At 40.6% G+C, this 22,484-nt stretch carries 15 protein-coding genes and 2 rRNA genes; all 17 read right to left on the bottom strand.

Annotated elements, in window-relative coordinates:
* Positions 1–59: 59 nt before the first annotated feature.
* The 17 genes from QNH24_RS01290 to hutH all read right to left on the bottom strand — a co-directional run bounded on the left by QNH24_RS01290 (position 60) and on the right by hutH (position 22,338).
* Positions 60–2,987, bottom strand: a 23S ribosomal RNA gene (locus QNH24_RS01290).
* A 308-nt stretch (positions 2,988–3,295) separates the two neighbouring features.
* Positions 3,296–4,847, bottom strand: a 16S ribosomal RNA gene (locus QNH24_RS01285).
* Together the 16S and 23S rRNA genes form the textbook arrangement of a ribosomal RNA operon.
* A 407-nt stretch (positions 4,848–5,254) precedes the next feature.
* On the bottom strand, positions 5,255–7,108 hold the full coding sequence (locus QNH24_RS01280) for an SLC13 family permease (RefSeq protein WP_283870396.1): 1,854 nt from the start codon (positions 7,106–7,108) through the stop codon (positions 5,255–5,257).
* Between the two features lie 155 nt (positions 7,109–7,263).
* A complete protein-coding gene (gene nadD / locus QNH24_RS01275; protein ID WP_283870395.1) occupies positions 7,264–7,878 on the bottom strand; it encodes a nicotinate-nucleotide adenylyltransferase in 615 nt (204 codons plus the stop codon).
* Between the two features lie 22 nt (positions 7,879–7,900).
* Positions 7,901–9,367 carry a nicotinate phosphoribosyltransferase gene (locus tag QNH24_RS01270; protein ID WP_283870394.1) on the bottom strand — a complete coding sequence of 489 codons (1,467 nt, stop codon included), beginning with the start codon at positions 9,365–9,367 and terminating at the stop codon, positions 7,901–7,903.
* A gap of 23 nt (positions 9,368–9,390) precedes the next feature.
* Positions 9,391–9,945, bottom strand: a complete 555-nt coding sequence (locus QNH24_RS01265; protein WP_283870393.1) for a cysteine hydrolase family protein — start codon at positions 9,943–9,945, stop codon at positions 9,391–9,393.
* 81 nt (positions 9,946–10,026) lie between these two features.
* Positions 10,027–10,827: an NUDIX domain-containing protein gene (locus QNH24_RS01260; protein WP_283870392.1), complete on the bottom strand. Its 801-nt coding sequence runs from the start codon at positions 10,825–10,827 to the stop codon at positions 10,027–10,029.
* A gap of 181 nt (positions 10,828–11,008) precedes the next feature.
* Complete coding sequence (gene pruA / locus QNH24_RS01255; RefSeq protein WP_283870391.1) at positions 11,009–12,556, bottom strand: L-glutamate gamma-semialdehyde dehydrogenase; 1,548 nt, start codon at positions 12,554–12,556, stop codon at positions 11,009–11,011.
* 56 nt (positions 12,557–12,612) lie between these two features.
* Positions 12,613–13,500: a 4-hydroxy-tetrahydrodipicolinate synthase gene (dapA, locus tag QNH24_RS01250; RefSeq protein ID WP_283870390.1), complete on the bottom strand. Its 888-nt coding sequence runs from the start codon at positions 13,498–13,500 to the stop codon at positions 12,613–12,615.
* 21 nt (positions 13,501–13,521) lie between these two features.
* Positions 13,522–14,508: a hydroxyacid dehydrogenase gene (locus QNH24_RS01245; protein ID WP_283870389.1), complete on the bottom strand. Its 987-nt coding sequence runs from the start codon at positions 14,506–14,508 to the stop codon at positions 13,522–13,524.
* Between the two features lie 110 nt (positions 14,509–14,618).
* Positions 14,619–15,341 (bottom strand): amino acid ABC transporter ATP-binding protein, encoded by a 723-nt coding sequence (locus tag QNH24_RS01240; RefSeq protein ID WP_283870388.1) that lies wholly within the window; start codon positions 15,339–15,341, stop codon positions 14,619–14,621.
* Positions 15,338–15,994: an amino acid ABC transporter permease gene (locus QNH24_RS01235; RefSeq protein ID WP_054771898.1), complete on the bottom strand. Its 657-nt coding sequence runs from the start codon at positions 15,992–15,994 to the stop codon at positions 15,338–15,340. The genes QNH24_RS01240 and QNH24_RS01235 overlap by 4 nt, the downstream gene beginning before the upstream one ends.
* 29 nt (positions 15,995–16,023) lie before the next feature.
* Positions 16,024–16,803: a transporter substrate-binding domain-containing protein gene (locus QNH24_RS01230; protein ID WP_283870387.1), complete on the bottom strand. Its 780-nt coding sequence runs from the start codon at positions 16,801–16,803 to the stop codon at positions 16,024–16,026.
* Positions 16,804–16,951: 148 nt separating this feature from the next.
* Entirely contained in the window at positions 16,952–17,668 is a 717-nt protein-coding gene (locus QNH24_RS01225; protein WP_283870386.1) for a GntR family transcriptional regulator, read from the bottom strand.
* A gap of 195 nt (positions 17,669–17,863) precedes the next feature.
* Positions 17,864–19,135: an imidazolonepropionase gene (gene hutI, locus QNH24_RS01220; protein ID WP_283870385.1), complete on the bottom strand. Its 1,272-nt coding sequence runs from the start codon at positions 19,133–19,135 to the stop codon at positions 17,864–17,866.
* Positions 19,132–20,802, bottom strand: coding sequence for a urocanate hydratase (hutU, locus tag QNH24_RS01215; protein WP_283870384.1), 1,671 nt, complete (start codon positions 20,800–20,802; stop codon positions 19,132–19,134). The genes hutI and hutU overlap by 4 nt, the downstream gene beginning before the upstream one ends.
* Positions 20,803–20,823: 21 nt before the next feature.
* A complete protein-coding gene (gene hutH, locus QNH24_RS01210; RefSeq protein ID WP_283870383.1) occupies positions 20,824–22,338 on the bottom strand; it encodes a histidine ammonia-lyase in 1,515 nt (504 codons plus the stop codon).
* Between the last annotated feature and the right edge of the window lie 146 nt (positions 22,339–22,484).

Raw genomic sequence — 22,484 nt, 5'->3', positions numbered from 1 at the left:
ATTGAAAGAATTTATTCTCTCAAAACTGGATAAACGGCGCATTGAATGCTTCAAACTTTTTGGTTAAGTCCTCGATCGATTAGTATTCGTCAGCTCCATGTGTCACCACACTTCCACCTCGAACCTATCTACCTCATCGTCTTTGAGGGATCTTACTTACTTGCGTAATGGGAAATCTCATCTTGAGGGGGGCTTCATGCTTAGATGCTTTCAGCACTTATCCCGTCCACACATAGCTACCCAGCGATGCCTTTGGCAAGACAACTGGTACACCAGCGGTGTGTCCATCCCGGTCCTCTCGTACTAAGGACAGCTCCTCTCAAATTTCCTACGCCCACGACGGATAGGGACCGAACTGTCTCACGACGTTCTGAACCCAGCTCGCGTACCGCTTTAATGGGCGAACAGCCCAACCCTTGGGACCGACTACAGCCCCAGGATGCGATGAGCCGACATCGAGGTGCCAAACCTCCCCGTCGATGTGGACTCTTGGGGGAGATAAGCCTGTTATCCCCGGGGTAGCTTTTATCCGTTGAGCGATGGCCCTTCCATGCGGAACCACCGGATCACTAAGCCCGTCTTTCGACCCTGCTCGACTTGTAGGTCTCGCAGTCAAGCTCCCTTGTGCCTTTACACTCTACGAATGATTTCCAACCATTCTGAGGGAACCTTTGGGCGCCTCCGTTACCTTTTAGGAGGCGACCGCCCCAGTCAAACTGTCCGCCTGACACTGTCTCCTGCCCCGCTAAGGGGCATGGGTTAGAATTTCAATACAACCAGGGTAGTATCCCACCGACGCCTCCTTCGAAGCTGGCGCTCCGAGATCTCTGGCTCCTACCTATCCTGTACAAGTTGTACCAAAATTCAATATCAGGCTACAGTAAAGCTCCACGGGGTCTTTCCGTCCTGTCGCGGGTAACCTGCATCTTCACAGGTACTATAATTTCACCGAGTCTCTCGTTGAGACAGTGCCCAGATCGTTACGCCTTTCGTGCGGGTCGGAACTTACCCGACAAGGAATTTCGCTACCTTAGGACCGTTATAGTTACGGCCGCCGTTTACTGGGGCTTCAATTCGCAGCTTCGCTTGCGCTAACCACTCCTCTTAACCTTCCAGCACCGGGCAGGCGTCAGCCCCTATACGTCACCTTACGGTTTTGCAGAGACCTGTGTTTTTGCTAAACAGTCGCCTGGGCCTATTCACTGCGGCTCTCATGCGCTTGCACGCTCAAGAGCACCCCTTCTCCCGAAGTTACGGGGTCATTTTGCCGAGTTCCTTAACGAGAGTTCTCTCGCACACCTTAGGATTCTCTCCTCGACTACCTGTGTCGGTTTGCGGTACGGGCACCTCTCACCTCGATAGAGGCTTTTCTTGGCAGTGTGAAATCAGGAACTTCGTCCATACGGACTCGCCATCACAGCTCAACGTTACAGTGTGCGGATTTGCCTACACACACGCCTTACTGCTTGGACGCGCACAACCAACGGCGCGCTTACCCTATCCTACTGCGTCCCCCCATTTCTCAAACGGTGAGGAGGTGGTACAGGAATATCAACCTGTTGTCCATCGCCTACGCCTATCGGCCTCGGCTTAGGTCCCGACTAACCCTGAGCGGACGAGCCTTCCTCAGGAAACCTTAGTCATACGGTGGACGGGATTCTCACCCGTCTTTCGCTACTCATACCGGCATTCTCACTTCTAAGCGCTCCACCAGTCCTTCCGGTCTGACTTCAACGCACTTAGAACGCTCTCCTACCACTGACATCGTAGATGTCAATCCACAGCTTCGGTGAATCGTTTAGCCCCGATACATTTTCGGCGCAGCGTCACTCGACCAGTGAGCTATTACGCACTCTTTAAATGATGGCTGCTTCTAAGCCAACATCCTGGTTGTCTGTGCAACGCCACATCCTTTTCCACTTAACGATTACTTTGGGACCTTAGCTGGTGGTCTGGGCTGTTTCCCTTTTGACTACGGATCTTATCACTCGCAGTCTGACTCCCGTGTATAAATATCTGGCATTCGGAGTTTGTCTGAATTCGGTAAACCGGGATGGCCCCCTAGTCCAAACAGTGCTCTACCTCCAGTATTCTCATCACGAGGCTAGCCCTAAAGCTATTTCGGAGAGAACCAGCTATCTCCAAGTTCGATTGGAATTTCTCCGCTACCCACACCTCATCCCCGCACTTTTCAACGTGCGTGGGTTCGGGCCTCCAGTAAGTGTTACCTTACCTTCACCCTGGACATGGGTAGATCACCTGGTTTCGGGTCTACGACCACGTACTATTTCGCCCTATTCAGACTCGCTTTCGCTGCGGCTCCGCCTTCTAAAGCTTAACCTCGCACGTAATCGTAACTCGCCGGTTCATTCTACAAAAGGCACGCTATCACCCATTAACGGGCTCTAACTACTTGTAGGCACACGGTTTCAGGATCTCTTTCACTCCCCTCCCGGGGTGCTTTTCACCTTTCCCTCACGGTACTGGTTCACTATCGGTCACTAGGTAGTATTTAGCCTTGGGAGATGGTCCTCCCGGATTCCGACGGAATTTCACGTGTTCCGCCGTACTCAGGATCCACTCTGGAGAGAACGAACTTTCGACTACAGGGCTTTTACCTGCTCTGGCGGACCTTTCCAAGTCGCTTCATCTAACTCGCTCTTTTGTAACTCCGTATAGAGTGTCCTACAACCCCAAGAGGCAAGCCTCTTGGTTTGGGCTCTTCCCGTTTCGCTCGCCGCTACTCAGGGAATCGATTTTTCTTTCTCTTCCTCCAGGTACTTAGATGTTTCAGTTCCCTGGGTCTGCCTTCAAGACGCTATGTATTCACGTCAAGATACTACGCGATTAAACGTAGTGGGTTCCCCCATTCGGAAATCTCCGGATCAAAGCTCACTTACAGCTCCCCGAAGCATATCGGTGTTAGTGCCGTCCTTCTTCGGCTCCTAGTGCCAAGGCATTCGCCGTGCGCCCTTAATAACTTAACCTACAGCTTTCAATACACATCGCATTTCGTTGTCAGCTTCACTCGTTCAATCAGTCACGTACTTAAGTACGCTCCTTCACTCACTCGATTGCTTCCTAGAACTGCTCGTGTCTTGAAACCTTTATTATGTTATTAAGCCTATAAAAAAACTTAAAAAATAAATGTGTTTGTTACAATTTCAATGTCGTTTTATCCAGTTTTCAAAGAACAAGTTTTGAAGTATTTCATTCGAAAAAGAATGAACCTTCAAAACTGAACACAAAACGTAATCTTACAAACCCAAGGTTTGTATTCCGAAATAATCCTTAGAAAGGAGGTGATCCAGCCGCACCTTCCGATACGGCTACCTTGTTACGACTTCACCCCAATCATCTATCCCACCTTCGGCGGCTGGCTCCAAAAGGTTACCTCACCGACTTCGGGTGTTACAAACTCTCGTGGTGTGACGGGCGGTGTGTACAAGGCCCGGGAACGTATTCACCGCGGCATGCTGATCCGCGATTACTAGCGATTCCGGCTTCATGTAGGCGAGTTGCAGCCTACAATCCGAACTGAGAACGACTTTATCGGATTAGCTCCCTCTCGCGAGTTGGCAACCGTTTGTATCGTCCATTGTAGCACGTGTGTAGCCCAGGTCATAAGGGGCATGATGATTTGACGTCATCCCCACCTTCCTCCGGTTTATCACCGGCAGTCACCTTAGAGTGCCCAACTAAATGATGGCAACTAAGATCAAGGGTTGCGCTCGTTGCGGGACTTAACCCAACATCTCACGACACGAGCTGACGACAACCATGCACCACCTGTCACCGTTGCCCCCGAAGGGGAAACTATATCTCTACAGTGGTCAACGGGATGTCAAGACCTGGTAAGGTTCTTCGCGTTGCTTCGAATTAAACCACATGCTCCACCGCTTGTGCGGGCCCCCGTCAATTCCTTTGAGTTTCAGTCTTGCGACCGTACTCCCCAGGCGGAGTGCTTAATGCGTTAGCTGCAGCACTAAGGGGCGGAAACCCCCTAACACTTAGCACTCATCGTTTACGGCGTGGACTACCAGGGTATCTAATCCTGTTTGCTCCCCACGCTTTCGCGCCTCAGCGTCAGTTACAGACCAGAAAGTCGCCTTCGCCACTGGTGTTCCTCCAAATCTCTACGCATTTCACCGCTACACTTGGAATTCCACTTTCCTCTTCTGCACTCAAGTCCCCCAGTTTCCAATGACCCTCCACGGTTGAGCCGTGGGCTTTCACATCAGACTTAAAGGACCGCCTGCGCGCGCTTTACGCCCAATAATTCCGGACAACGCTTGCCACCTACGTATTACCGCGGCTGCTGGCACGTAGTTAGCCGTGGCTTTCTAATAAGGTACCGTCAAGGTACAGCCAGTTACTACTGTACTTGTTCTTCCCTTACAACAGAGTTTTACGATCCGAAAACCTTCTTCACTCACGCGGCGTTGCTCCATCAGGCTTTCGCCCATTGTGGAAGATTCCCTACTGCTGCCTCCCGTAGGAGTCTGGGCCGTGTCTCAGTCCCAGTGTGGCCGATCACCCTCTCAGGTCGGCTACGCATCGTCGCCTTGGTGAGCCATTACCTCACCAACTAGCTAATGCGCCGCGGGCCCATCCTATAGCGACAGCCGAAACCGTCTTTCAGTATGTCACCATGAGGTGACATAGATTATTCGGTATTAGCCCCGGTTTCCCGGAGTTATCCCAAACTATAGGGTAGGTTGCCCACGTGTTACTCACCCGTCCGCCGCTAACGTCAAAGGAGCAAGCTCCTTCTCTGTTCGCTCGACTTGCATGTATTAGGCACGCCGCCAGCGTTCGTCCTGAGCCAGGATCAAACTCTCCATAAAAGAAATTTGATTAGCTCAAATTGTTTTGCTGGCATCAATTTTGATGTCCAAAATTTTTGTTTTGTTCACTAGCAAAAGCTAGCTACTAAAAACTATATTGATTACGTTTTGCTTGTTCAGTTTTCAAGGTTCATGTTTTGCTTTATTTCAGCGTGTCACCGTGGCGACTTGTATAATATTACACCCCTTTTTTAAAAAGGTCAACACTTTTACAGAAAAAAATTTAGCTTTTTTATTAAAGTAGAAAAACTTCCTATATTAATAACTACATATTATTTTTGGTTTCACTCGAATTATCTTAATGTAATACCGCTAACTAAAATATAATTTTATCATATTTCTTGATAAAAAATTAATAGTTTTTTAGGAAGAACGAACAAAAAAACTCGGTAATAAAAACCGAGTTTTTAAAATGGGAAAAAGAACGGGATGGCTATCATCATTACAATAAACATAACAATCTGTAATGGAATTCCTATTCTTACAAAATCCATAAATTTGTAGCCTCCCGCTGTCATTACCAGCGCATTGGTAGGGGATGCAATCGGTGTAGCAAAGGCCATGCTTGCTGCTACTGCTACTGCAATCATAAAGGTTGTTGGGCTAACATCCATTGCAATCGCAGCACTCATGGCAATAGGTGCAAACAATACAGCAGTTGCCGTATTACTAATAAATTGACCAAAAACTGCTGTCAAAATATAAACACCAATGAGCACTCCATAGGGTCCAAAATCGCCGAGGGCATTGATGATACCATCAGATAAAATAGCCATACCACCTGTTTTTTCTAATGCTGTCGCCATTGGAAGCATTGCAGCCACTAACACAATGCTTTCAAAATTCATATTGCTATAGGCATCTTCCATATTTCTTAAACAACCGGTTAATATCATCAGAACTGCACCAATCATTACAGAAATAACAGCTGGAAAAATTTCGAATGCCATTAAAATAATCATGAATAGCATAATAATACCCGCAAGACCAGCTTTACCTGTAGCTGCTGCTACACTTGCATGCTCCTTTGGTTGGCCAACAACTACGACATCCTGGGTCTCTCTTGCTAACAAAAGAATTTCATCCCATGCGCCTTGTACTAAAATAGCATCTCCAAATTTTAACTTGTGCGAAATCATATCTTGAAGCTTATATCCACCTTTTCGGTTAATACCAATAATGTTTAGGTTGTATTTTTCTCGGAAGCCAAGAGAGCTAACCGTTTCATTGATAAAGCTTGAATTTGGTGTGAGCAATACCTCTGCAATACCGAGATGCTTTGATACCAATTCATCGGCCTCTCCTTCAACTAACCCTTGCATCTCAAGATGATAATCTTCAACGAAACGGCTGATGTCCTCTTCTTCTCCTTGAACATATAGCTCATCCTTAGCATGAATGACACTTGTTGGACCTGCCATTTCTTGATAAGTCATCGGCAGTAAATTAATGCCCTCCTGTGATTTACGATGAATTTTCATCATGCAGAGCATATACTTAGCTGGTAGTTTTAATTCTGCTAATGATGTTTCAATTATAGGAGATTCTTCTGGAACAGATATTTTAAATAGACGATTATTTAAATCATACTGTTTAATAATTTTCTTCGGCGAAAGTTTATAGCCTTCATTTGTCTGGGTACGATTTTGTTCCTTAGGTAATAGGATATTACGTACAAGCACTAAATAAGTGATACCTGCAATCATTCCAACAATACCAATAGGTGTTATTTCAAAGAAGCCAAGTTTGTTATAGCCTCTATCCACTAATAACTGACTAACAATTAAATTGGTCGGTGATGCAATTAGTGTCATAAGACCAGAAAGACTTGCTACGTATGAAAGTGGTAGTAGAAACTTTGAAGGGCTGACTTTCATACTGATCGCTATACTTACAACTATTGGCATCATTAATGCTACAGTACCTGTATTACTCATAAAGGCACCAACTGATCCTACAATAATGAGCAGTAATACAAATAATTTCAGCTCACTATTGCCAGACCATTTGAGCAATAACTGGCCTGCCATCCCTGCAAGACCCGTACGTAAAATTCCTGCACCCACGACAAATAGCCCTGCAATCATTAAAACTACAGAGTTTGAAAAACCAGATAATGCCTCCGCGGGTGTTAAAATATCCGTAATGACAAAAGCCAATAGTGACACAATCGCTACAAGATCTGCTCGTATTTTATTGGTCACAAATGCGAAAATTGTTGCTCCTAAAATAAGAAATGTTAATGTAAGCTGCACATCCATGAATTCCTTTCTAACATTAATCATTATAATGATTGCCAGCAAAAAAATTATATTTCATTGCTATTTTTATTATAGCTTACGAGAGAACATATATGATAAAATTCACCATCTTTTCAAAATTTAAAAAAGTGTGGCACTTAACCACACTTATTAGTTTATTTACGATAAAGATGATGCTCTTTAATATAATCGTAACACGAATTTGGCAAGAGATACCTTGGCTCACCACCCATCGCAAATTCTTCACGAATATAGGTAGAACTAATTTCCATTGCTAATCCCTTATCTATAAGATGGAATCTCCCATCATCATTATTTCTTAAAATTGGAGAACGACTAATTGTTGATAGCATATCAATACCATGCCTTGCCATTACAATAAATTTATTTTCAGCTACTAATGCGTCACCTTTTTTCCATAACCCCGCACCAATATCCACTAATAAATCAGCGCCCATAATAAAATGAACTTCATCCTCTGGGTGCTTTTCTCTAAAATACTTCATGGTGTCATATGTGTAAATATTCCAACCTTCTTGATTCATTTCATAAGAATCTGCAATAAAACGATCATCTTTGGAAATCGCTAGCTGTAGCATATTCCAGCGATGAGTATCCTCTGTTTTTATTGTTTTATCCTTCCGTTTGTTTGAGCAAGGTAAAAAAATAACCTTATCTAATTTACAACGGTGTGCGACTGTACTAGCTGTCCAAAGATGAACATTGGTAATTGGATCAAAGGATGAACCATAAATACCTATCCTCGCCATCGTATCTTCCTCCTATCGTTTTCTATCTAGTATTCATCGTTTTCGAAATTTTTTCTTTTATGGCCCGAATGCTGGATATCTTGTTATCCCAGCAAGTTTGACTTAAATCGACTGGATACTCTTCTGGGTTCATTGTTCGTTTGTACTCACACCATAACAATTTTAAATTTTGCTTCGCATATGCTTGTGTTTCTTGAATAGTAGGTTCCTCAAACACAACTTCCCCTTTTTCTACAATGCTTTCATGTAACTCTATCGCTGTAAAATTCGTAACAAATTTACTTATATACGTATGAACAGGGTGGAACATTTTTAATCTTTCTATTTGCTGGATGTTTTCATCATCAAGGGCAATATAGTCACCTTCAGCATGACCATTCTCATTATTAACAATACGATAAACACGCTTACACCCAGGAGTAGTCACTTTTTCGGGATTTGCTGAAATTTTAATCGTATCGACCATTTCTCCACTTTCATTTTCAATAGAAACTAATTTGTATACTCCACCAAGAGCAGCTTGATCGTAGGCTGTAATCAGCTTTGTTCCAATTCCCCAAGCATCGATTCGCGCTCCTTGCGATTTTAAATGCATAATTGTATATTCGTCCAAATCATTCGAGGCCATAATTTTTGCGTCTGTAAACCCCGCATCATCTAGCATTTTTCTTGCTCTTTTTGAAAGGTAGGCTAGATCGCCACTGTCTAAACGGATACCAATAAAATTAATCTGATCTCCTAATTCCTTTGCTACACGAATTGCATTTGGAACGCCTGAATGTAACGTATCATAGGTATCTACTAAAAAAACACAATCTTTATGTGCAACTGCATATTTTTTAAATGCAGTATACTCATCTTGATAGGTTTGAATCATCGCATGGGCATGAGTTCCTGACACGGGAATACCGAACAATTTCCCTGCCCTTACATTACTTGTTGCAGAGAATCCGCCTATATAAGCTGCACGGGCACCCCAAATAGCAGCATCAAATTCGTGTGCACGTCGAGTGCCGAACTCCATTACGACATCCTCACCTGTCACTTGTTTGATACGTGAGGCCTTTGTTGCAATTAGTGTTTGGTAATTCACGATATTTAACAAAGGGGTTTCAATTAATTGGGCCTCTGCTAATGGCGCTTCAATTCTTAGGATAGGCTCGTTGGCAAAAACGAGTTCTCCTTCTCTCATCCCTTTAATGCTTCCTGTAAACTTAAGCTCCTGAAGATATTGAAGAAAATCTTCGGGATAATTCCCCTCTTCTCGTAAATATTGAATGTCACTTTGAGAGAATCCAAAGTTATTGATAAAATCGGTAATTTTTTTTAAGCCAGCAAATACCGCATAACCATTACCAAATGGAAGTTTTCTAAAATATAGCTCAAACACAGCTTTACGTTGATGAACACCATCTTGCCAATAGGTTTGAACCATATTAATTTGATATAAATCCGTGTGTAACATGAAGCTATCGTCTGCATATTTCATGTATTTTCCTCCATCCCTGATTGTCAAATAATAGTGGCACCAAGCGTGTGTTCAAAATGTCTCAACGCCCACTCATGTCCTGTTTGATTAAAGGAGGCGACAGCATTTTTATGAATGACGATATCGAACCCTTTATTATAAGCATCTACTGCTGTATGGAGAACGCAGATATCTGTACAAACGCCGATTAAATGAAGCTCAGTAATCCCTCTTTCACGTAATTTCAATTCTAAATCTGTTCCTGCAAAAGCAGAGTAACGCGTTTTATCCATGTAATTGACGTGATCTTGCTCTTTATTTTCTTCATATAATGGTTTTAATGCACCATATAAATCTCTGCCTTTAGTATTTCGAATATTATGTGGTGGGAATAGCTTTGTTTCTGGATGATAAACATCCCCTTCTTCATGAACATCTATAGCAAATACAGTAAACTCTCCATTCCTAATAAATTCCTTTGTTAAGTCTACATTTTTCTGCTCAAGCAGCTGTCCAGGCTCTCCACAAGTTAAAGCTCCATCTGATGCAACAAAATCCACTGTGTAATCAATATTAATTAATGCTCGCTTTTTCATCATTTCATCACTCCATTTTATTAATTACTAATACTCAAATTACAAATTACATTCATTAAAATAAACAGGAAAGACGAATCTTTCCTAATGGTAAATAGACTCAATAATTTCAAAGTCGTTAAATGTATATAGTTGTGAAGGTCTAAAAGAATTACGTTTTGTCTTCTTCGGCTTCCCTTCCTCATCCAATACCCTTTCGATAAAAGGTAGTTTGGGTGCCTTTGTAAAGAATACGGAATCATTTGAAATTCGGGAATCCTCTCCGACTGTCAGTAGCACTCGCTGTAATTCAGACAAAGTAAATTCCGGGGGTAGAAAATTTTTAGCAACTGTTGTTTGTATCATATCTCTTTTAATAAATGCCAAAGCATCGTTAATAATTTGACGATGATCAAATGCTAGTTGAAGGGTAAATACCTCTTCTATATCAAATAGCTCCACCTCAGCGGCATCATCACTTGCCTGTCGTTGCTCAATAAATGTTTCTGGAACAATGGCATAAAAAGCATTTGAAATCATCCAACCGCGTGGGTCTCGATCAATTCCATCGTATACACCAAAATGTTGTATATGTAGACCCTCTACATTTGTTTCTTCTTTTAACTCCCTTTTCGCAGCGATATAGGCTGTTTCCTTTTGACTGGCATCTATAAATCCTCCCGGAAGTGCCCATTTGCCTCCTTCAATATTGGGATTTCCTTCTGCATCCTTTGCTGCACGTTTAATGAGCATAATCTTTAGCGTCATGTTCGGCGGTGCTTTTTCTTCTTTTTTTTCTGAGACAATTGTAAAAATAGCAATATCCGCTGTATAGCCATCAGGTGTTTGATATTTTGAGGAATCATAGTTTGCAAGCACGTCTTCTTCGCTCTGGAATTTTGTCATTGAAAAAACTCCTTTATTAAAAAACTTAAGTAATTTGTAATTATATAATTACTATTTAATTAAATAATACTTGTTAAAACTTATAAATGCAACTCTTTTTTAACTAAAATTAACCAACCAGTTGCCTATAGCATTATCGACAATTGGTTGGTTTATGCAATGTTATTATAAAGCCTAGCTCTTAAAGCATTTCTGAGCTTGTTTTTGCTTGCATATGAAGAAGTAAATAATCTGGCCCACCAGCTTTGGAGTCTGTTCCAGACATATTAAATCCACCAAACGGTTGATAACCAACAATAGCGCCTGTACAACCTCGGTTGAAGTAAAGGTTTCCGACATGGAATTCTTCACGAGCCTTTTCTATATGCCCACGGTTATTTGTAATCACTGCACCCGTTAAGCCATATTCTGTATTGTTAGCGATTTTAATTGCATGATCAAAATCCTTAGCCTTCGTAAAGCCGACTACTGGTCCAAAAATCTCTTCCTTCATAATCCTTGCCTCTGGAGAAAGGTCAGCAAATACAGTTGGCTGAATAAAGTAACCGATAGAATCGTCCCCTTTTCCACCTGTTAACAGCCTTCCTTCCTGCTTACCAATCTCAATATAATCCATGATTTTATTATAGGCATTTTGATCAATTACAGTTGCCATGTAGTTTGTATAGTCCGTTGGATCACCTTGAGTCAATTCATTGGTTAATGCTACCACACGTTCAAGAACTTGATCATAAACATCTTCTACAATAACTGCACGAGAACATGCAGAACATTTTTGACCAGAGAAGCCAAACGCGGAGGATACTATCGAAGTCGCTGCTAATTCTAGGTCTGCTTCTTTATCAACAACAATTGTGTCCTTTCCTCCCATTTCTGCAATCACACGCTTTATCCAAATTTGCCCGTTACGAACTTTCGAAGCACGGTCAAAAATACGGAGACCAACATCACGCGAACCTGTAAAGCTGATAAATCGTGTGTCTTTATGATCGACCAGATAATCTCCCACTTCTGAGCCATTTCCTGGCACAAAATTAAGAACACCTTTAGGAAGACCTGCTTCCTCCATTACTTCAACAAATTTTGCAGCAATCACTGGAGTAGTGGAAGCTGGCTTTAATAATACTGTATTACCTGTCACAATTGCCGCTACTGTTGTTCCAGCCATTATCGCAAATGGAAAGTTCCATGGAGAGATAATAATACCTACCCCTAATGGAATATAGTCATAACGATTAAATTCATTTGGACGACTTTGAACAGGTGAGCCGTCTTTAATTAAAAGCATTTGACGACCATAATACTCCAAGAAATCAATGGCTTCTGCTGTATCTGCATCTGCCTCCTTCCATGGCTTACCCGCTTCCTTTGTTAACAATGCTGAAAATTCATGCTTTCGACGGCGAATAATTGCCGCAGCCTTAAATAAAATATCTGCGCGAGACTCAGGTTTCACTTTTTTCCACGTTTTAAATGCTTGAACAGCTGCTTGCATAGCTTTTTCGGCTAGCTCTTTGTTTGCCTTCGATACATGTCCTATCACTTCTCTTTTATTGGAAGGATTGTAGGAAACAATCTTATCCTCTGTGGTAATTCGCTCTCCACCAATTACTAAATCGTAATCTTGCCCTAAGTACCCTTCAACGGCTTGTAAAGCATTTAAATAATCTAATCGATTAGCTTCAACACTAAAATCAGTAAACGGCTCATGCTTATATGCTACTACCATATATACCTCCAATATTGTTATCCACTCAACATATTGAGCTAGTAAAAATCGTTACCCTATCTTACAGGTACAACCAGCTCTGTTAATTTATTTTTAAGCTCTGCTTCAACAGTAGATGAAGCATCTACTAACGGAACTGAAACTGAACCAACAGGTATACCGACAAAGTTTAATGCGGCTTTTAAAGGTCCTGGGTTTCCTTCTTTATATAGCGTCTTCATTAATGGGAAATACTTTTTATGCAGTTCTATTGCCTCGTCATAGTTTTTTTCTTGAACTAAGTCATAAATCTTCACCCATACTTCAGGAATAAGATTTGAGCTAGCTGTTATGGCCCCTGGCGCCCCTGCAATAAATGAAGACACCGCTCGGAAGTCCTCTCCACAAAGAACGGAAATTTTATCACCAACAATTTGAAGTAGCTCAAGGACATCACCTATATTATCTGAGCAAACTTTCATTCCAACTACATTTGGCACATTTTCAACAATCTCTTTTACTGTATCATTAGCCAAATGAATGCCTGTTTTATAAGGAATGTTATAGAGGATAATTGGCATCTCTAAACATTTATCAATCGCTTCATAGTATTCGATAAATCCTTGTTTTGTTGGACTTACATAATATGGTGTCACAATCATAACAGCGTCAGCACCAGCTTGTTTTGCATAGCTACCTAATTCTACATTGTCGCCTAATCCTGGAGAAAGCAAGCCTACTACTACTGGCACACGACCATTGACAGTACTTAATGCAACATCAATAGCAATTTTTCGTTGCTCCATATTAAGAGCAGCATATTCTCCTGTTCCACCTAATACAAGCAAAGAATGAATATGATTATTTAGTTGATCCTCGATTAGATTTGCGAAGCTTTGTTTATCAACAGACCCATCAAGGTGTAAAGGTGTGACTAATGCAGTCATAATTCCATTAAATTTCATTTTAATAATCTCCTTTAAATGTTATTTATAAGCCTTTGCGTTGCCTAATACTTGTGGATTTACTACATTTCTCGATATTTTCCCATTTAACACAACACCAACTTCGTGTGTTATAGATTCAGAGCATCTATCTTTTGCCTCTAATGTATCGCCACCAAAATGCGGTGTGAAAATTACATTCTCCAATGTAAAAAGAGGGTTATCACTATTTGGGGGCTCTTGCTCTAATACATCTAACGCTGCACCAGCTATTTTTTTAGTAACTAGTGCGCTATATAGTGCTTGTTCATTTATCAATGAGCCTCTCCCTAAATTAATAACAAATGCTGAATCTTTCATTAACTCAAATTGCTTAGCAGAAAATAAATGATAGGTGTTTTTCGTTAATGGGGCATGTAAAGAGATAAAATCACATATTGGAAGACACATATTTAAGTCATCGATTTTAACAACACCATGTAGCTGCATTTCTGATTCTGTAACAAATGGGTCAAATCCTAAAACATTCATATTAAATGCCCTTGCTTTTTTAGCTAAATCCTGTCCAACCCTTCCCATTCCTACGATTAAAAGTGTCTTCCCGTTCACTTCCATAGGAAAATACGATTCTCTATAATGCCATTCATTGTTTCTAACTTTAGAATCACTAATATTTAAGCTTCTACTTAAAGCTAAAATGGACATCATTGCATGCTCTGCTACAGAAGTATAGTTACTAGATGGGGCATTCAACACGACTACGCCATTTTCTGTTGCGCTTGGAACATCTATATTATCTAGCCCGACTCCATGCATTCCTACGACTTCAAGGGAGGGGCAGCTTTCTAAAATATTTCTTGTAATTTTTTCTGTTCTTACAATGACTGCACGGGCCTGATGTTTGTTTATAAAGGCTATAATGTTCGCCTCTGAACCATTTGGTGCCAACACTACATTAAAATGATTGGTTAAGTACTCAACACCATTCGGTCGGATCGTTGGTTCAATTAATAGAACTGTTTTTGTCATATAATTTCTCCTTCGAAAATATAGTTATAATACTTAGTATACTAAGTTAATGTAAAAAAATTTTGTTAATGGGAGCCTTTGTTGAATAACAGAAAGACTCCATTAGTTTTTTATAATACTTTTGACAAAAATGATTTTGTTCTTTCATGGGATGGGTTTGTGAATATATCTCTTGGATCTCCTTCTTCTACTATATTACCACCATCAATATAAATAACTCGATCAGCTACTTCACGGGCAAATCCCATTTCATGTGTGACAATGACCATTGTCATCCCTTCCTGTGCTAATTGTTTCATAACCCGTAAAACCTCTCCTACCATTTCAGGGTCCAGTGCAGACGTTGGCTCATCAAATAGCATTACATGTGGCTCCATTGCTAAGGCTCTTGCAATAGCAACTCGCTGCTGTTGTCCACCCGATAAATTAGAGGGATAAGCAGTTGCTTTCTCTGCTAAGCCTACTTTTTTTAACAGCTCCATCGCTTGTTTTTCAGCATCTTCTTTTGTTTTCTTTTTGAGTCTGATTGGTGCTAATGTAATATTTTCAATAACTGTTTTTTGTGGAAACAGATTAAATTGCTGGAAAACCATCCCCATTTTTTGGCGAAGCTTATTAATATCAACGGTTTTATCTAAAATATTTTCGCCTTCTATAATAATTTCGCCACCACTCGGTTCTTCTAAAAGGTTCAAGCATCTTAAAAAGGTACTTTTACCTGAACCAGATGAGCCTATAATACAAACAACCTCTTTAGCTGCAATCTCTGTGCTAATACCTTTTAAAACTTGTAAATCTCCAAAGGATTTAGAAAGATTATTAACCTTTATCATGTAATAACAAACCTCCGTTCCATCTTAGTAGAAATAAGGGAAACAGTATAAATGGTGATAAAGTAGAATAATCCTACCATCGTTAAGATTTCAAAGGATCTAAAATTCATCGCATAGATGGATTGTCCAACCATTGTTAATTCAGCTATTCCGATAACTGATAGCATCGATGTATCCTTAATTGCGTGCGTTAATTGGTTCACAAATGACGGAATCATACGTCGTACTGCCTGTGGTAAAATGATTAAAGCCATAGTTTGAGCATAAGAGAAACCTAAGGATCTTCCTGCTTCCATTTGCCCCTTACCAATTGATTCGATTCCTCCACGGAAAATCTCTGTATTATAAGCTCCAATATTAAAGCTTATGGCAATCAGCCCTGCTGTAAAAGCCGAAAGATGTATATCCAAAGCTGTTGGTGCACCAAAGTAAATAAATAATATTTGAATTAGTATTGGTGTTCCGCGAATAAGATTAACATAGATTGCTGCAGGATATCGTAAAATTGCATACTTCGACATCCTCATAAAACACGCAATTAGCCCAATTATAAGTGAGAAAATTATTGATAAAACGGATATTAATAGCGTCATATATAACCCTTGCAGAAGATAAGGCAGTGCATCTGTCATAACTTTGAATGTTGTTTCCATAAAAACACCTCACTTCACATTAACTATGTTTATTTACCAAACCATTTTTCATGGATTTTATTGTATTCCCCATTTTCCTTAACTGTTTTTAAACCAGCATTAATCTTATCTGCTAATTCTTTGTTCCCTTTTTTAACAGCAAAAGCATGTTCATCGACTGTCATATGCTCTCCTACAATTCGGAACTTCACATTGTCACCATCTACCGCTAAACGATACTCAACTGTAGGAGAGTTAAGCACAAGCGCATCTGCATTTCCATTTTCTACATCTAAATACAGCGCATCTGTTTCTTTTAGAGGCTTCGCTTTTCCACCATATTGATCTGCTAATTCCTTTGCCTTTTCAAATGTTGTAGAACCTTGTGTAGCAACAATTGTTTTTCCTTTTAAATCCTCAAAGGATTGGATGGAGCTATTATTTGCTACAGCAAGCACTAATCCAGAGTTTAAAAAGATATCTGAGAAATCCACAACTTCCTTTCGTTCTTCACGTATTAATAGCGAGGAAGCGATATCTACCTGATTAGATTGTAAGCCTGGAATAAAACCATCAAATTTCATCTCTTTAAATTCTAGCTCTAAATTTTCTTCTTCTGCAATCGCTTGCAATAAATCATATTCAAAGCCAGTTAATTTACCATCCTGTTTAAAAATAAGAGGTGGATAGTTATTTAAAGCAGCTACGCTTACTTTTTCTCTTCCACCACTGGTACCCGCGTCAGAGTTGCTATTACTACACCCCACGAGAATTAAAGACAACAACCCAATAGTCCCCAATAAAAATAACAACCTTTTCATCTTATACATTACTTCATCCCCTTTGCTCGCATTTATTTTGTAAATTCTGATAATAGCGAATAATTAAATATTAAATCATAGCACTAAGGATGTCAATAACTTATGATACTAAGTATTATAAAAATTCTTATTTTATCAATATCAAACCGGATGCTTATTAGTATCTAAAATAAGAATAGTACTTCCAATTATCCGTATTTATATAGAAGATATTTAAATCCATAGGAACCTTATTTTCTGCATAAGATATTCTCGTCCCTTTTAACACTGCAGTTGTGTCGGGTATTTGCAATGCACCTGCAATATAAGGAGTTGCAATAACCGCTTCTATTTCATCCTCTACCTCAACAATATCGATATTTGATTGCTCTTTTAATAGTTGCTGGACAGAAGAAATTGCTGTATTTTCTTGGTAAACCTCTGAGGATATTACAGGTCGGATATAGTGTTCTAAGAAAAACATTGGTTGATTGTTTAAATATCGAATTCTTTTTAAATATATGATTTCTGTATCCTCTTCTAATTTTAATAGCTTTGCAAAGTGTGGATTGACCACCTCTTTAATCTCAATTGTTCGAACAGATATTTTTTCCCAATCGTTTGAATAATGGTTTCTAAAGCCTGACATGCTAGTCCAAGTTTGTTTTGGTTGTTGGTTGCTGACAAAAGATCCCTTCCCTTGTACTCTATGAATTATTTTGTCATTTTCAAGCTGCTTCAGCGCATTTCTTACTGGCGTACGGCTTACCTTGAATATCTTTTCTAACTCTGCCTCTGAAGGTAAAATATCACCAACAAGATATTTGCCCTCTCCTATTTCTTGCTTAATTGTGTCATAAATTTTTTGATATGCTGGTTTCGTTTGAATAGTCATCTACCCCTTTTCTTTTTAGAATATAATACCCTATAATTCATTATTTTTACAAATACTTATAATACTAAGTATATTTAAAAGGTACTTAGTATTCTGAACATGGTATAGTAAATAATTATAGTTTAATTATAATCATAAAAAAATCCCCTCATTAGATAACTGAAGGGATTAAAATATTATCTTATTGTAAAAAAGTTAATTTAAAAGAATACCATCTCGCACAACAATTCGCCCATTTTTAATAACAGTATTTGTATGGTTCATGCCATAGAAATATTGAAGTTGTTTGTAGTTAGCAACATCCAAAATAACAACATCAGCTTGTTTTTCTGCTTCAAGTGAACCAATTTGTTCGCCTCGATTAAGTGCATATGCGGCATTAATCGTTGTCGCTGTTAGAACTTCCTCCAGCGTCATTCCCATATGCATACAAGCTAAATTCATAATAAATGGTAGACTCAATGTTGGTGATGATCCAGGATTAAAATCAGTAGATATCGCTACAGGTACTCCTTTATCGATCATTAGACGCCCCCTTGCAAATGGAGCACGTAAGAAGAATGCAGTTCCAGGCAACAATACAGCAATCGTACCCGCTTCAGCCATTCGTTGAATTCCCTCATCAGAGGCAACCAACAAATGCTCGGCTGAAATTGCTCCTACCTTTGCAGCAAGCTCTGCTCCCTTATACGGCTCAATTTCATCAGCATGAATTTTTGGCGTTAACCCCAGTGCTTTTCCAGCCTCTAAAATACGCTGTGATTGCGCTGGTGTAAAGACACCTTTTTCACAAAATACATCATTAAATTCAGCCAGGTTTAGCTCTGCTACTTTTGGTAGCATGTCATGAATCACAATATCAACGAATTCATCCTCACGTCCCTTATAGTCTCGCGGTACTGCATGTGCTCCCATAAAAGTACTAACGACATCAACATCATGAGTTGCTTGTAATTTTTTTGCTACCTCTAGCTGTTTTTTTTCCGTTTCCCAATCCAAGCCGTAGCCTGATTTTGCTTCAACTGTTGTCACACCATGCTTTAAAAATACATCTAAGTGCTGCATCGTCTTTGCATATAAATCTTCAAAGCTAGTTTCTCGTGTACGCTTTGTTGTTGCGTGAATCCCACCACCTGCATTCATAATTTCCATGTAGGTAGAACCATTGAGTCGCATATTAAACTCTTGCTCGCGTGTCCCACCATGTACTAAATGTGTATGACAATCCACCAAGCCTGGCATCACAATCTTACCAGAGGCATCAATAGTATCTGCTTTCTTGACTAAATCAGGGAAATCTACTGCCAGCTGTTCAAAAACCCCAACAGCTATAATACGATCTTCCTCAATAAGAACACTACCATTTTCAATAACCGCAATTTCTCGCATTTGTTCCCTCGTCCGCGGTCCTTGGGCATTACTTTTTAATGTAATGACTTCATTGGCATTTTTAATTAAAATGGTCACTTCACATCATCCTTTAACACTGGTATATGCACACCTTTGTTTTTCGCTGTTCGAATCGCTATGTCATAACCTGCATCCGCATGACGGGCAACACCCAGCCCTGGGTCGGAGATTAACACTCGCGCAATTTTTTCTGCAGCGAGCTCTGTTCCATCTGCTACTAGCACTTGACCTGCATGCTGCGAATAACCCATTCCTACTCCACCACCATGATGAACACTTACCCAGCTTGCACCGCTCGCTGTATTAACAAGAGCGTTTAAAATCGGCCAATCTGACACAGCATCCGAACCGTCCAACATTCCCTCTGTTTCTCGATTTGGTGATGCTACCGATCCTGAATCTAAGTGATCGCGACCAAAGACAATCGGCGCTGATAATTCACCATTCGCAACCATTTCATTTACTTTTAATGCAAAACGGTGACGATCTCCATAGCCTAGCCAGCAAATACGTGCCGGTAGCCCTTGCCATTTCACCATTTTTTGAGCCATATTAATCCAATTGACAAGACTTTCATCCTCAGCAAACATCTCTTTTGCCAGTGCGTCTGTTTTATAAATATCCTCTGGGTCTCCTGAAAGCGCTGCCCAGCGGAATGGCCCTTTTCCTTCACAGAATAACGGACGAATATACGCTGGTACAAAGCCCGGGAAATCAAAGGCATTTGTTACACCCATCTCTTTGGCATATGCTCGAATATTATTGCCATAATCAAATACTTCTGCACCAGCCTCCTGAAACTCTAGCATTGTACGAACATGCTCTGCCATCGTTTCCTTCGCTTTTTTCTCATATGTTTTTACATCTGTTTTACGAAGCTCCAGTGCTTCCTCAAATGTCATGCCATTCGGTACATAGCCATTAATCGGGTCATGTGCAGAGGTTTGATCTGTTACAAGGTCTGGAATAATTCCCCGATCTAACAGTTCACGATTGATGTCTGCACAGTTACCAACAAGGCCAATCGAAGCTGGCTCTTTTTGGTCACGTAATTTATTGACTAATGCAATCGCTTCGTCCACAGTTTCCACGATGTAATCACAATAACCTTCTTTAATTTTACGTTCAATGCGGGCACGTTCTACTTCTACAACTAGAATAACAGCGCCTGCCATTTTTCCGGCTAAAGGCTGTGCACCACTCATACCACCCATACCACCTGTAAGGATGAACTTACCACGTAAATCCGCAGTGCCAAATACTTTTTTCCCTGCTTCTACGAATGATAAATAAGTGCCTTGCAGAATTCCTTGGGCACCAATATAAATCCAGCTACCCGCAGTCATTTGACCATACATCATTAAATCTCTATCTTCTAATTCATAAAAATGATCCCAATTTGCCCAAGCAGGTACTAGATTCGAATTGGCAATTAACACACGTGGAGAATGCTCATGTGTACGGAACACAGCTACCGGCTTCCCAGATTGAATCAGAAGTGTTTCATCATTCTCTAATTCTTTTAAAGAAGCAATAATTTGTTCATAGCTTTCCCAATTGCGAGCAGCCTTCCCAATCCCACCATAAACAATCAGTTCATCCGGATTCTCTGCTACCTCTGGATCAAGATTATTCATTAGCATGCGCATTGCCGCTTCTTGTGTCCAGCCTTTACACGATAAAGTCGTTCCCCGCGGTGCACGAATATTTGTTGTTGTTTTCATAACGAACCATCCCCTTAGATTTTATTTAGATAATTCCACTAAATCATCGCTATCTAATAAATATTTCGCTAACGCCTCAATTTCATCACCAATTGGTTGATCCGCTAGTAGCGGTGGACAAAATTCACGCACTTTTTCTAAGTACTTTCGGGTTGTTGGAGATAATTGCTCCTCTGCTTGATCTAAATGAATAGCCTGTGACGCACAAATCATTTCTATTGCAATTACTCGAGCAGCATTATGGACAATTTGTCGAACTTGACGAGCTGACGTTGTTCCCATGCTTACATGATCCTCTTGGTTACCAGACGTTGGAATAGAATCCACACTTGAAGGGTGTGCCAATACTTTATTTTCAGATACAATCGAAGCCGCTGTATATTGAGCAATCATTAAACCACACTCAATACCAGGGTTTGTCGCTAAAAATGGTGGCAGGCCTTCATTCAATTGAGGATTTACCATACGTTCTGTTCGGCGTTCAGAAATATTAGCCCACTCACACACACCAATTTTTAAGAAATCCATTGCTAAGGCAATTGGTTGACCATGGAAATGCCCCCCTGATAGTACCTCTCCATTCTCTAATACAATTGGATTATCAGTCGTTGCATTCATTTCTGTTTGTACACGATCCTGGGCATAGAAGAATGATTGCCAAGATGCACCGTGTACCTGTGGGATACAGCGTAGTGAATAAGCATCCTGCATACGTATCTCACCCTGCTTCGTTACCCGTTTACTTCCATCTAACCACTTACGTATTCTTCCACCTACCAGCTCTAACTCTGGATGTGGTCTTACTGCTAAAAGCGCTGGATCGAACGCTGATGTAATCCCCTTTAAGGCCTCAAGTGTTAAACTTGCTGCCATATCAGCTGCTAGCCCTATGCGCTCAGCTTCATTAACAGTTAACACACCAATACCTGTCATTGCTTGAGTGCCATTCACAAGCGCTAGCCCTTCTTTCGCTTGTAGTAGAACAGGTGTTAATCCCGCTTTTTCTAATGCCTTACTGCCACTCAACACTTCTCCATTAAATTCAGCCTTCCCCTCACCTACAAGCACTAAAGCTAGATGCGATAATGGTGCTAAATCTCCACTAGCTCCCACAGAACCCTGAGACGGTACAATTGGATGCACACCCTTATTAATAAAATCTACTAATAGCTGGACTGTTTCCTGACGAATACCCGAAAAACCACGTGCTAAGGCATTGGCACGCAAAACCATCATTGCACGTACAACGTCTGTCGGAAACGGTGTACCAACACCTGTTGCATCTGAGCGCAATAGATTTAGCTGTAAAAGCTCAATATCTTCCTCTTCAATTTTTATATTACTCAATTTCCCAAATCCTGTATTTACACCATAAATCGTTTGCCCTTCAGCTAAACGTTTTTCAATACGCTCTCTACTTAAACGGATTCGCTCCACACTTTCTATAGATAGCGTTACCGTTGCGTCACCTTTAACAATTTTCTCTATTTGCTTTCTAGTTAATGTATTGCCATCAAGCTCGATGACTGACTTCATATGACATCCCCCTATTCCCTTTATGGCTGTGTAAAAATATTTATCAATTATGCCTCGGCATAATTGCGGCCGTGATATCCGCTGGAAGCTTTAACTTCTTTCAGCGGGTGATTAGACACCCTCTGAAAAGTAGTTTAAATTCTCAT

This window comes from Lysinibacillus pakistanensis, from assembly GCF_030123245.1.
GTDB classification, from domain to species: domain Bacteria; phylum Bacillota; class Bacilli; order Bacillales_A; family Planococcaceae; genus Lysinibacillus; species Lysinibacillus pakistanensis.
The sequence above is the reverse complement of the archived record's forward strand: the minus strand, read 5'-3'. Positions and strand labels throughout refer to the sequence as shown.

Excerpts from the sequence above, each read along its gene's own strand:
- QNH24_RS01280 (WP_283870396.1), bottom strand. The coding sequence starts at position 7,108 with ATGGATGTGCAGCTTACATTAACATTTCTTATTTTAGGAGCAACAATT.
- nadD (WP_283870395.1), bottom strand. The coding sequence starts at position 7,878 with ATGGCGAGGATAGGTATTTATGGTTCATCCTTTGATCCAATTACCAAT.
- QNH24_RS01270 (WP_283870394.1), bottom strand. The coding sequence starts at position 9,367 with ATGAAATATGCAGACGATAGCTTCATGTTACACACGGATTTATATCAA.
- QNH24_RS01265 (WP_283870393.1), bottom strand. The coding sequence starts at position 9,945 with ATGATGAAAAAGCGAGCATTAATTAATATTGATTACACAGTGGATTTT.
- QNH24_RS01260 (WP_283870392.1), bottom strand. The coding sequence starts at position 10,827 with ATGACAAAATTCCAGAGCGAAGAAGACGTGCTTGCAAACTATGATTCC.
- pruA (WP_283870391.1), bottom strand. The coding sequence starts at position 12,556 with ATGGTAGTAGCATATAAGCATGAGCCGTTTACTGATTTTAGTGTTGAA.
- dapA (WP_283870390.1), bottom strand. The coding sequence starts at position 13,500 with ATGAAATTTAATGGAATTATGACTGCATTAGTCACACCTTTACACCTT.
- QNH24_RS01245 (WP_283870389.1), bottom strand. The coding sequence starts at position 14,508 with ATGACAAAAACAGTTCTATTAATTGAACCAACGATCCGACCGAATGGT.
- QNH24_RS01240 (WP_283870388.1), bottom strand. The coding sequence starts at position 15,341 with ATGATAAAGGTTAATAATCTTTCTAAATCCTTTGGAGATTTACAAGTT.
- QNH24_RS01235 (WP_054771898.1), bottom strand. The coding sequence starts at position 15,994 with ATGGAAACAACATTCAAAGTTATGACAGATGCACTGCCTTATCTTCTG.
- QNH24_RS01230 (WP_283870387.1), bottom strand. The coding sequence starts at position 16,803 with ATGTATAAGATGAAAAGGTTGTTATTTTTATTGGGGACTATTGGGTTG.
- QNH24_RS01225 (WP_283870386.1), bottom strand. The coding sequence starts at position 17,668 with ATGACTATTCAAACGAAACCAGCATATCAAAAAATTTATGACACAATT.
- hutU (WP_283870384.1), bottom strand. The coding sequence starts at position 20,802 with ATGAAAACAACAACAAATATTCGTGCACCGCGGGGAACGACTTTATCG.
- hutH (WP_283870383.1), bottom strand. The coding sequence starts at position 22,338 with ATGAAGTCAGTCATCGAGCTTGATGGCAATACATTAACTAGAAAGCAA.